Here is a 12382-nt window from a genome sequence, read left to right on the forward strand (position 1 = left end):
TAATCAAGTGGCTTCCTTCTCTAAAGTTTACTATTTCGGTATTTATAGAAATATATAATTATGTTGAAAGGAATTAGTTTATGACAAATAAAGGGAAAATTTATATTTTAGCAATGATCAGTTTTTTAGTAGGAACTTCACAATATGTTATTTCAGGTATCTTAGATAAAATGGCTGATGAATTAGGTATTTCTATTGAAGCTGCAGGGCAACTAATTACGGTGTATTCATTAATCTATGCGATCGGTACACCGATATTAATGGCCGTATTAGCTAAAATGGAACGACGAAAATTATTACTATTTTCTTTAAGTGTATTTATTTTAGGTAATTTATTAGCAGTAATTGCACCTGGTTACGGTTTGTTTATGGTTGCGCGCATTATAATGGCGTTAAGTGCAGGAGTTACTGTTGTAACAGTACTTAGCTTGGCTGCTAAGATTGCTCCAGCAGATAAAAAGGCAAGTTCAATTGCCACTGTTGTCATGGGATTTACTGCTTCACTCATTATAGGAGTACCAATTGGCAGATTTATAGCCGCTGCCTATGATTGGAGACTAGTCTTTCTTGGAGTTGCCATATTCGTTTTAATTTCTTTAGCAATTATCGTTAAAACAATTCCACAAACACATGGTGATCAACCGATTCCATTATTGCAGCAGATTTCATTAATTAAACAACCAAAAATCGCATTAGCTTTATCTATTACTTTTTTCTTAATGAGCGGATATGGAATCGTATTTACTTATTTATCACCTTATCTTATTCAAACTACTAAGATGAGCGATCACGTATTAAGTTTTGCTCTTCTAATACTTGGTATAGCTAGTTTATTTGGTTCTAAATTCGGGGGATTCAGTGCAGACAAGTGGGGAATTACGCTTACTTTAAAACGAGGATTAGTACTTAATATTTTATCGATTTTATTATTATCATTCATTTCAAGTTCAATCAATACAGTGATCATTATCCTTACATTATGGTCATTTTCTGGTTGGTCATCTGGGGCAACTCAACAATTTAACTTAGCTACAATTTCTCCTAAATCATCTGATGTTTTATTAGGTTTAAATCAGTCAATGATGCAATTAGGCTTTGCATTTGGTGCAGCAATAGGAGGGCTTGTAGTCAGTCAATTGTCTATCCGTTCAATTACATGGATGGGTTCAATTCCTGTAGTGGTTTCTTTATTCGTAACAGTTGGATTATCTCGTTATTTAATGAATGAAAAGAAAATCAGACAAGGCGTTGGCACGCAAATAAGAGCCTAAATGGATTAATTTATAATTGAAAAAAAATTTATTACTTAAAAATAATATAACTCCATGGGGCTGTCTAATGTGTCGAGGTAATTGACTAATAGACGCCCCTTTTTAATGTATAAAACCCTTCTTTTAAAGCTTTTTAACCAATAGATGTTTTACTAAAAAAACAAATTGAATAATATTCGAATTATATGAATTTTTATAATAATTTAAATTCAACCCTTTTCGAATAAATTTTGAATAAAAGTATTCCTAATGCATTGTAACCGATTTATAATTGAATTCGGAAAGCCTCAAATAAGTATATTGTAATCAATACATAAAAAATTTTCTTTTACAAAAATGGAAAATAATAAAACGATAATTTTTTATATTTATTTAATAATAAATAATAGATATAAAATGGGGGCTTACTCCTTTTAGATAAATAAACTTAATTTAGGAGCTGGTATTTATGTCAAGCAAGACATTAGAAGCATTTTTAACTCCACAATTAGCTGAGTTAAAAGAGAAAGGGCTCTATAATGAGATTAACTCTTTAGAAGGTTCTAACGAAGCTACTATTCAAATTAGTGGTAAACAATTTATTAATTTATCTTCAAATAACTATCTTGGATTTGCGACTCATCCTCGTTTAAAACAAGCTGCTATTGAAGCGACTGAAAAATATGGAGTTGGTGCAGGAGCGGTACGTACGATTAATGGTACGATGGATATCCACGATCAACTTGAAAAAGCGATTGCTGAATTTAAACATACAGAGGCTGCTATTGCATTCCAATCTGGTTTTAACTGTAATATGGGTGCTATTTCAGCAGTAATGACAAAAAAAGATGCAATTCTATCTGATGAATTAAACCATGCTTCAATTATCGATGGTTGCAGACTTTCTGGGGCAAAAATTATTCGTGTAAAACACCAAGATATGGATGATTTACGTGAAAAAGCAAAAGAAGCTACAACTTGTGGTTTATATGAGAAAGTTATGTACATTGCAGATGGTGTTTTCTCTATGGATGGAGATGTAGCAAATATTCCTGATATCGTAAAAATTGCTGAAGAATTTGGCTTAATTACATATATCGATGATGCTCATGGTTCTGGCGTTATGGGTAAAGGAGCTGGAACAGTTAAGCATTTTGGATTATCAGATAAAATTGATTTCCAAATTGGTACACTTTCTAAAGCAGTTGGAGTTGTAGGTGGATATGTAGCTGGTTCACAACAATTAATCGATTGGTTAAAAGTTCGTGCACGTCCTTTCTTATTCTCTACTTCTTTAACACCAGCAAATGCTGCTGCTTGTATTGAAGCAATTCGTATTATGTCTGAAGAACCAGAAAAAATCGAAAAGCTTTGGGAAAATGGTGATTACTTAAAAGCTGGTTTATCAAAACTTGGATTCAATATCGGTGAGTCTGAAACACCAATTACACCATGTATTATCGGTGACGAAAATCTTACACAACAATTTTCTAAACGTTTATACGAAGAGGGAGTTTATGCGAAGTCAATCGTATTCCCAACAGTACCACTTGGAACTGGTCGTATTCGTAATATGCCAACAGCTGCGCATACTAAAGAAATGCTAGATGAAGTTTTAGCTATTTATGAAAAAGTTGGTCGCGAATTAAACGTTATTAAATAATTTTATATATTAATTTCGATATTTTATTACTATAAGGTGGACTAAGGAATGAAGAAAATATTAATTACTGGTTGTTTTGGACAAATCGGTTCAGAATTAACTATGCGTCTTAGAAATGAATACGGTAATGAAAATGTTGTTGCGACAGATATTCGCCGTCTTGAAGGAAGTCCAATTTTAGAAACTGGTCATTTTGAAATTTTAGACGTAATGGATAAAGAAAAAATGTTAGAAATTGCTAAGAAGTATGAAGTTGATACTTTCATTCATCTAGCTGCTCTTTTATCAGCAGTTGCAGAAGCAAAACCTACATTAGCTTGGGACTTAAATATGGGTGGATTAGTGAATGCTCTTGAAGTAGCGAGAGAATTAAGCTTAAAATTCTTTACTCCAAGTTCAATCGGTGCATTTGGACCAGCAACACCAAAGGATAACACACCACAAGATACAATCCAACGCCCTACTACAATGTATGGAGTTACAAAAGTAGCTGGAGAATTATTATGTGATTATTACTTTGAAAAATTTGGTGTAGATACTCGCGGCGTACGTTTCCCAGGCTTAATCTCTTATGATACAGTGCCAGGTGGAGGTACTACTGATTATGCTGTTGATATTTATTACGAAGCATTAAAAAATAAGAAATATACTTCATTTATTGGTGAAGGAACTTACATGGATATGATGTATATGCCTGATGCAATTGATGCGATTATTAAGTTAATGGAAGCAGATTCATCAAAACTTAAACATCGTAATGCATTTAATATCTCAGCAATGTCATTCGAACCAACTCAAATCGCCGCATCAATTCGTAAATTCATCCCTGAATTTACATTAGATTTCGACATTGACCCTATTCGTCAAGGAATTGCCAATTCATGGCCAAATTCAATTGACAGCTCTGCTGCAAAAGAAGAGTGGGGCTTCGATCCAAAATTTGATTTAGATCGTATGTCTGAAGATATGTTAAATAAATTAGCTGGAAAGTTAAACGTAACTCAAGCTTAATTGAAAAAGAAGGAGACAGTTGTCTCCTTCTTTTTTATTTTCCCTACTGCTTCCTATTTCCTGTGCTTGGTATTTTGTTTAGTACTTTGACACAAACTTATCATGTATCAAGAATGAAAAATTAAAATGTTGATAAAAAAGGAAGTTAGAAGATGAATAATTTAGATCACAAGGGTTTACCATTAACCATTAAAGAGATTAAAACTGCATTTGAACTTTTAGAGGGTAAAGTTCGAAAAACACCATTAGTAAAATCATTTTATTTAACTTCAAAGTCGGACGGAGAAATCTATTTAAAACTTGAAAATATGCAATTAACGGGTTCATTTAAATTTCGAGGTGCATTTAATAAAATTACTCATTTAACTGAGGAAGAAAGAAGTAAAGGAATTATCGCATGTTCAGCTGGTAATCATGCACAAGGTGTCGCTTTATCATCTAAGCTATTACATATTAAGAGTAAAATCATCATGCCTTCAACTGCACCAAAAGCAAAGGTCGAAGCAACAGAAGGCTACGGTTCAAATATCATTTTACACGGTGATACATTTGATGATGCGAAAGACTATTGTGCTAAAGTACGAGACGAAACTGGTGAAACATTCATACATCCTTACGATGATATTTACATAATGGCTGGTCAAGGGACTATCGGTATTGAAATTTTAGATGATCTCTGGGATGTTGATACAATCATTGTTCCAATTGGTGGTGGGGGCCTCATTTCTGGAATTGCAGTCGCTTTGAAATCATTTAACCCTTCAATAGACATTATTGGCGTTCAAGCGGAGAATGTACATGGCATGAAAGCATCAATAGACGCTGGAGAAATAGTGAGTAACTATACTGCTCCTACAATAGCCGATGGTTGTTCTGTTAAGGTTCCAGGGAAATTAACATATGAGATTGTAAAAGAATTAGTAACTGAAATCATTCTTGTAAGTGAGGATGAAATAGAAGTCGCAATGAAGGATTTACTACAGCGAGGTAAAGCAGTTGTGGAGGGTTCAGGAGCCCTAGCGACAGCAGTAATTTTATCAGGTAAAGCTTCAAAATATATAAAAGATAAAAAAGTAGTAGCAATCATATCGGGTGGTAATGTTGACCTAGAGAGAATCTCCAGTGTTTGTGAACACTTCTTTGGAAATGAAGTAAAGTGATCTTTTTAAGAATGGGTGATCCTATTGTCGGAAAATAAACTAAGAAAAGAAATGGGGTTTATTGCAGCTTTAACTACTGTAATTGGTACTGTAATTGGTGGCGGAGTTTTCTTTAAAGCCACAGCTGTATATGGCGCAACTGGATCTGCAAGCTTAGGTTTATTAGCATGGATAATTGGAGGAATCATTACAATTTGTGCTGGTTTATCCGGAGCTGAGCTTGCCGCAGCAATACCAAAAACAGGAGGAATGGTTGCTTATTTAAAGCACACATATGGAGATCTGACTGCCTATTTACTTGGATGGGCACAAACGATTATCTATTTTCCAGCTAATATTGCCGCACTTTCAATCATATTTGGTACGCAAGCAGTTTCCATTTTTGGGGTTCCAGCTAATTCTAATCAATTCACTGTAACGATTATTGCTGTAGTTACTGCAGTTTTTATCACATTATTGAATTTCCTAGGAGCAAAAACTGCTGGTAGTATTCAATCACTTTTTACGTTTTGTAAACTAATACCTTTGGCGATTTTAATCATATTTGGATTATTACATGAAGGAAATGTGACTTTTCAACTTTTTCCGGTTGAGGTAGGAAGTGATCGAAGTTTTTTGCCAGCACTTGGTTCAGCTTTACTTGCTACGATGTTTGCATATGATGGTTGGATCCTCGTAGGAAATATAGCCGGAGAAATGAAAAATCCTAAAAATGATTTGCCAAAAGCTATCGTATTTGGTTTAGCAGCTGTAATGGCGGTCTATCTTTTGATTAACATATCTTTTTTATTTGTATTAACCGCAGTGCAATTAGCTGGTACATCTACACCAGCCACTGAAGTATCGAAAGTTTTATTCGGTAATTTTGGAGGAAAACTCGTCTCAATCGGAATTTTAATTTCAGTATTTGGTACAATTAATGGCTATACAATGACAGGAATGAGGGTCCCATATGTAATGGCTAAAGAACAAAAACTTCCTTTTAGTAGCTGGTTTGGTAAATTATCTAAATCTGGAGTTCCATATAATGCTGGTCTATTTATCCTAATAGTTGCCATATTTATGATGTTTATAGGTGGATTTGACTTATTAACTGACATGTTAGTATTTGTAATTTGGATTTTTTATACATTAACATTTTTTGCGGTTTATATATTACGAAAACGGGAACCAGATCTAAAAAGACCATATAAAGTACCTTTTTTACCATTAGTTCTCTCAATTGCAATAATTGGGGGAATCTTTATCGTTGTAAACACATTAATGACGCAAACTATTTTAGCATTTTGGGGAATTGGTTTAACGTTAATTGGACTTCCTGTTTATTACATGTTACGGAAAAAACACGTTGTAGTCGATGAAGAGTGAAAAAAGGTAGGAATTTCTCCTACCTTTTTGAATGTAACCATACACTAGTTATTAATTTTTATGGGTAACAATGATGGCCGCCTCATTGCAGTCTTTGAATAAACCAATAAAATGCCAGCGCAAAAATAAGGCAAGACATTGAGACCACCATTTTACGATACCATGGGAAACGTCGTAGCAATAGCAAAAAAGGAAGTAAAAGGCATAGGACCATGAGCTGACCAGCTTCCACACCTAAATTAAACGTCAGGAGAGAGCCAAGTTGATTACTCTTTGGAAGTCCAGTTTCAGCCAAGGCTCCGGCAAAACCCATGCCATGAATCAAGCCAAATATGGCTGTCAATAGCCACCGCCATTTTGCCTTTTGAACAAATATGTTTTCTACTGCCACATAACAAATTGTCAGGGCTATCAAAGATTCGACCCAGTATGGAATTGCGTGAATGCGACCTGTTGCCACCAAGAACAGTGTAACGCTGTGTGCGATTGTAAAAGCAGTAACAATCTTCAACGCATCCTTGAATCTAGTTGCGATTAATACTAAGGATAATAAAAATAGCAAATGATCATAACCTGACAAAATGTGTTCGATTCCAAGCTTAAAGTATTTCCACAACACATCGCCAATCTTAGGCTGCGGAAGGTCCTTGAATTGTTCCTTTGTAAGTTCATTAGGAGGATCCTTAGGAAGTTTGATCAGAATATCTCTATTCGTGCTATCAATCATATTCTGCTGAAAATAATCTCCTACATGAACCATGAGTACACTCGTATGAGCAGGGACATCGTCAAACACCAAATCATAATGAAGATTAAATTGTTTGATGTCTTCATCGGCGATAAACCTCATTTGAAATTCCATGCCTCTTCTAACACCCTTTTGCGCCATATTCATCGAAACCAATTCCATCGTTAAGGGCTTTGAATCCACATCTATGCGAAGGCTTTTTTGTAGATAGGATTCTATTTTCTGTGAGGCCGATTCATCATTCACCAGATTATCTAAGTCATTACCGAATTGTGGAAACAAATCTTTTTGTTCAATAAAAAGATCATAGAGAATCTCGTTCCCTTCAATGTTTAAATCCGAGTAACTCATATCTATGGAATGCGCTGAAGTTGTGGTAGTCCCAAAACATAAAAAGAATAGGATGATGAAAATGGACAGAAATGAACGCTGCTTCATAGTGGGACCTCTTTTCATGAAATGTTAGTATTTTAATCTGTAATATTCCAAAGTAATGAGGGGGAGAAAATTGATCTCCCCCAGTTTCATTACTGATCCATCCTAAATTTCGCTAATGTGATGACACCTGCGTGTATACTTTTGGTTTCAAACACTTGAATTGCTCAACTTTTGTGTCAATACATATTGAGAGTCTCGCAGCAATATTCAGCTGCTTCGCTTGAGATTTGCTTCCCGCTTTGAGGCTTCACTTCATTTACAAAGCTGATCAAATCGTTGTCTGCCAATTTTTCCAGCAGACTATCGGTAATACCGGCACGATCGATCCCATTGATATCAGTAAAGCGTGTCACCAATGTCTTTAAAGAATCGATGCTGGCCACCGTCGTAAACTGAACGGTCTTGCTAAGCCGGTTGCTGGCTAATTCGGTAGAGGATACAACAAACGTATGCTTCCCAAGCGGCAACGTATAGAGCGGGATCGCCGTTCGGATTTGGTAAGCATGCGAATCAAGCGTCAGGATTTGCCACACTTGCAGGCGAGGTTACAGTTGGTAACCAGTTCCACGGTGGAAGACAAGCCAAGGGTTGCTGCCGTCTTTGCTGTTTCGTTGGCCAATCCCTACTGTTATGCTCTTAAACGTCACGGTTGAACGACTTGGAATGTCTTGCGATCCACTACCGTATAACCGTCATTGAGCAAAAAGAGTACATCATAAGTGCCAGGGGCCAGTCCATTGTTTAAACTAACTCTTCCAGATCCAGGCGTTAAATAACTCCATTGCAAAGATGCACCGGCACCTGGAGGAACAGCTCCGGTTCTGTAGATGCCGACCCAATCTTTCCCGTTTAACGCTGCCCCAGTATAGGATAGGGTAATAGCTTCCCCTTGGATGTACTGGGATTTGTCTAGTGTTATTGGGCCTGTAGCTACTCCAACTGCTTGAACAGTTACTTTAATGCTTGTTGTCAATGGAACGCTGTTCGGGTTTTCAACTCCGGAAGGCAGGGTTACGATCCCTGGCACCGAGAAGGTCTGCGCCGTCTTGATAGCCGGATCGTAGCTAACGCCGCTTAAATCCCAAGTCACACTTGCGTCCACATTTCCTCCATCGGTTGCAAGAATTACTTCTGTGGGCAATCCGAGAGCTTCAGCTGTATTAGCTGTTCCGTTGTTAGCAGAAACCGATGCAGGCGCAGTGATGCTGTTTAAATTAACTTTTTTAGCCTCAATGTCTATGTCCTGCGACGAACGGTTATACATGGAATCATCGGCGAATACCCTCAGTATATATGGAGTAGTCGGCGACAAACCTGTAAACTTATAATGCCTGTATTCATCAAATGGCTTGTCTAGCGGAAGCGAAAGGCTGTTAAACGATTTTTCAACTTTCCCGTTGAGCTTGTTGATAAGCTGAATATTATATTCCAAAACGCGCACATTGTCATTTGCTTGCTTAATTGTAAAAGCAAGTTCGTTGTTTTTGTAGGAATCGACCGTAATACCTTCTTCAAACTGCGGAGCTATGAGTTCTCTTATATCGCTTCTACTATAGGTAAAGGCCTTTTTGCCTTCACCAACGATTTTTACAGAAGGTATGCCTACATATTCATCTGTGCTTAAATTATATTGTTTGATGATAATTTTTGAACCGTAAACCTCTAAGAAATTCACGATGCGAGGCGTAGTTTTATAGTTGATATACGCACCTTCTAAATATCCGCCGTACGGACCGTCATCAATATAACTTGAATATGAACTCGCACCGCTGTCGAGAAACGTAGCCGAACCTTGATAATGAGAACGTTCGTCCGTCGGGTCGTATTGCGTATGCCCTGACATATAGACTACCTGCGACAAGTCATTGTCGGCAATATACTGACCTACATTATTACTTGCTGCACTGCTCCATCTACCTGACCATACTGTTCCGCTTATAGGGTAGTGAGAAGATACAAATATAGGTTTGGTTGGATCGTAATCTGCTTCTGTTTTAATTTGGTTAAGTAATTCTTTGGTTTTCCCCACTGTATTGTCGTTGTTATAATTTCCGTCAAATCCAACAATATTATATCCTTTTACCTTTACCCTATAGGCACTATTAAAGAAGTTGTTATCGTATGAATTCGTTGATGCGTTCCACGCGCCCGCCGAACCGACAGGAATAAATTTTTCAGCGCCGCCCATATCATGGTTGCCTCGTACCATATAAAGCTTCGTATTGTCAAACAGACCTTCACCTTTCAGTTTATTGTAAATGTCTGTCATATTTTTCATCCACACATATTCATTGGCGTTGTTACCGCCAGTAACGTCGCCAGGAATAAAGAGTACGTCGGCCTGTGGGAATAGCCTCAGTTCTGTTCTGTAATCTTTTTCAATGCGCGCGATTGTTGCGGGATTAGCACTTACTTCCGGGTCGCTGTCCACAATCATATTTAAACCTGCAGGTGTTAGCTTTTTATTACTTTTTTGATAGATGAATATAGCGTTGTTTAGTTCACGTTCGTAATAATTAATGGTTTCCTGTGTATATAAATTTACTTTTTGCGTGGTTGCAACCTTAGTTGCTGTATTTAAAACCTTTTTCAAATAATCAAAATCAGTTTGGCTGTAGTCGATACCGAGGCCGTCCGCTACTATTTTATTTGCTTTTGAAATTGTGTCGTTAAGTGCTTTCGTATTTACTTTATTTACAGCGTAACTATTATAATTAGCTTGAACCATTTCACTGCTAAATGCACCTTTCCAAACATTCAAATCAGCTATATCGAATGAATTTCCGCCATTTTTACCTAGTCCGTCGCTACCTATATTTAATGGGTTCGATGTATCTAAACTTCCTACCCCTAGTGAAGTTTCAGTCATTTTGTAACCATCAATATACAACGATCCGAGCATTTTATCTCTGTCTACAACAAATGTCACGTAACGCCAATTAGAAGCATTAAACGTATCACGCCCAAATTTTACTGATGATGTAGGGAATCCTAAATTCATATTGGCCGAATTGGCTGATGTAAATATAGCCCAACCTTCGTTAGAGCTCTTAGTAAAATCCTTGTTTGATAATATTACCTGATTATTGTTAGTGTCACCCTTATACCAGAAGGATGTTGTAAAACTGTCATTACCAAAATTCAAGCTATGCTTCGTACCAACATAATTCCCGTCACCGCTTTCTAAGTGAAGGGCTTTGGTCCCGGGTAATACACCGTCTACATAACTATAATTTCCTTTCCCTTCCAAATTTTCTTGATTTGCATCGTCCTTTAAATTATGATCGAATTTCATCGATGCAATAAGTGGGTTGGCATTTAATACTGCGTTCGTAGCCAATGAAGTTTTTCTGTCACCATTTGATGGTAAACCAACTACAACGCGCAATTTTTTACCAATATCATTTAACGTTACGGTGTAGCTTTTGGTTGTACCACCAGATTTTACATTAATATATTGATCGCTGATACGTGATTGCTGTACTTGCCATTGAAATGTTAGATTTTTGCCCATTGAACCATGACCCATGGTTACATTGGCAGTGATCGTTTGTCCGTAAACCGGCTGCATATTGTCGATTTTAACGAGTTTGGCACCCGAATCGTTTGCAAGTGCGTCTGTGGTGTTTGATAATATAACGAATATCATCGTTAATACGAGAGAAATAGATAAATATTTTTTCATTACAGAAAACCTCCAGTAATTCTAATTTTCTACGATTACCGCGAATTGTTCTAAATTAGAGACAAACTTTTCTATGAAATTATTACTTTTGACTTTTAAATGAATATCACTTATCTGAAATAGCCGTTTGTCGTCTTGATTAGATGGGAAAATTCGTGTAATAACGGAGGGGGGCCCCCGTTAACATCGAATTTTTTTTGTCCCTCACTTGATGGACAGAATTGTGCAAAATTCGTAAGCTTTGATCTTTTACAACTATCGGTACATGATTCCACCAAATTTAACATTTCAACTCACTGAACATTTTCCGAAAATATTAGGTGAATTCGACGTGGTAAAGCTTTTTACAAAAATTAATAAGCTGTGAAAAATAGTTAAATATCAATAAATTATTACTCCTCCTTTTTCAAATGAACCTTTCTTAAGACTTCTTCTCAAGGCGAAGACAGCCTCAATTTAGAAATTCTGATTTTTTTCAGTGAGATGGTGAAAAATATCACATGGACAATTATATAAGCACTATGTAAATTGAATGTTAATTCTAAATTATCAATTATTAATCAAACCATTTGTGTTAAGTAATACTTAATGATAAAAACTATTAACCTTAAATGTTTTCCTGCAAAAGGTAATCAAATAGAAATACCAAAGTGCTAAAAACTATAGACCCTTCAGTCATCTATCCATAAGCCAGAATTGATTTTCAACATTTAAATAAATGCAAAAAAGTTCAAGAAAAACTACATTCTTGAACTTAAATAGATGAATTTGAAATCATGTCTGCTAGCATTATTTTTCGGTTTCCTATCGATCGTGGATCCTTCTAGATTAAAATAATCTGGATATAATTGATAAAATTAGCCAATAATTATACATCGTAAATATTGAGCATATGTAAAGTAAACTTGAATTTTAAGTTAACCAATTAATCGTATAAAGATATTCTTAATAATGATTTACATTATAGGCACAACCTGAAAAGAAAACTTATGAAAAACCAGATACACCTACCGAATTCGGATTAAAAAAAGAATGTGAATCACATTAGGATGATTGGAT

General features: G+C 36.0%; 7 protein-coding genes. 5 read left to right on the forward strand and 2 right to left on the reverse strand.

All coding sequences use genetic code 11. The annotated features are described in order from the left end of the window. Window positions 1-80 precede the first annotated feature (80 nt). The 5 genes from ABEY15_RS01125 (at window position 81) to ABEY15_RS01145 (ending at window position 6452) form a co-directional block, all read left to right on the forward strand. Window positions 81-1271, forward strand: a complete 1191-nt coding sequence (locus tag ABEY15_RS01125; protein WP_429887878.1) for an MFS transporter — start codon at window positions 81-83, stop codon at window positions 1269-1271. Window positions 1272-1719: 448 nt separating this feature from the next. Continuing rightward, window positions 1720-2913: a glycine C-acetyltransferase gene (locus ABEY15_RS01130; protein WP_429887879.1), complete on the forward strand. Its 1194-nt coding sequence runs from the start codon at window positions 1720-1722 to the stop codon at window positions 2911-2913. A 48-nt stretch (window positions 2914-2961) separates the two neighbouring features. Further along, window positions 2962-3924: an L-threonine 3-dehydrogenase gene (locus ABEY15_RS01135; RefSeq protein ID WP_429887880.1), complete on the forward strand. Its 963-nt coding sequence runs from the start codon at window positions 2962-2964 to the stop codon at window positions 3922-3924. A gap of 152 nt (window positions 3925-4076) precedes the next feature. Then, the gene (tdcB, locus tag ABEY15_RS01140; RefSeq protein ID WP_429887882.1) at window positions 4077-5084 is read left to right on the forward strand and encodes a bifunctional threonine ammonia-lyase/L-serine ammonia-lyase TdcB; all 1008 of its coding nucleotides are present in this window, start codon (window positions 4077-4079) and stop codon (window positions 5082-5084) included. A 51-nt stretch (window positions 5085-5135) separates the two neighbouring features. Then, window positions 5136-6452, forward strand: a complete 1317-nt coding sequence (locus ABEY15_RS01145; protein ID WP_429888235.1) for an APC family permease — start codon at window positions 5136-5138, stop codon at window positions 6450-6452. 82 nt (window positions 6453-6534) lie between these two features. On the opposite strand, the gene ABEY15_RS01150 is transcribed toward ABEY15_RS01145, so the two are convergent. Together ABEY15_RS01150 and ABEY15_RS01155 are read right to left on the reverse strand one after the other, a co-directional pair. Next, complete coding sequence (locus ABEY15_RS01150; protein ID WP_429887884.1) at window positions 6535-7638, reverse strand: HupE/UreJ family protein; 1104 nt, start codon at window positions 7636-7638, stop codon at window positions 6535-6537. Window positions 7639-8281: 643 nt separating this feature from the next. Further along, on the reverse strand, window positions 8282-11323 hold the full coding sequence (locus tag ABEY15_RS01155) for a LamG-like jellyroll fold domain-containing protein (RefSeq protein ID WP_429887885.1): 3042 nt from the start codon (window positions 11321-11323) through the stop codon (window positions 8282-8284). Window positions 11324-12382: the final 1059 nt, after the last annotated feature.

It is taken from the genome of Gottfriedia acidiceleris, from assembly GCF_050457485.1.
In the GTDB taxonomy this organism is placed as follows: Bacteria; Bacillota; Bacilli; order Bacillales; family Bacillaceae_G; genus Gottfriedia; species Gottfriedia acidiceleris_D.

What these genes read in the sequence shown, in the direction of transcription:
- ABEY15_RS01135 (WP_429887880.1), top strand. Translation starts at nt 2,962, where the DNA reads ATGAAGAAAATATTAATTACTGGTTGTTTTGGACAAATCGGTTCAGAA.
- ABEY15_RS01130 (WP_429887879.1), top strand. Translation starts at nt 1,720, where the DNA reads ATGTCAAGCAAGACATTAGAAGCATTTTTAACTCCACAATTAGCTGAG.
- ABEY15_RS01125 (WP_429887878.1), top strand. Translation starts at nt 81, where the DNA reads ATGACAAATAAAGGGAAAATTTATATTTTAGCAATGATCAGTTTTTTA.
- ABEY15_RS01155 (WP_429887885.1), bottom strand. Translation starts at nt 11,323, where the DNA reads ATGAAAAAATATTTATCTATTTCTCTCGTATTAACGATGATATTCGTT.
- ABEY15_RS01150 (WP_429887884.1), bottom strand. Translation starts at nt 7,638, where the DNA reads ATGAAGCAGCGTTCATTTCTGTCCATTTTCATCATCCTATTCTTTTTA.
- ABEY15_RS01145 (WP_429888235.1), top strand. Translation starts at nt 5,136, where the DNA reads ATGGGGTTTATTGCAGCTTTAACTACTGTAATTGGTACTGTAATTGGT.
- tdcB (WP_429887882.1), top strand. Translation starts at nt 4,077, where the DNA reads ATGAATAATTTAGATCACAAGGGTTTACCATTAACCATTAAAGAGATT.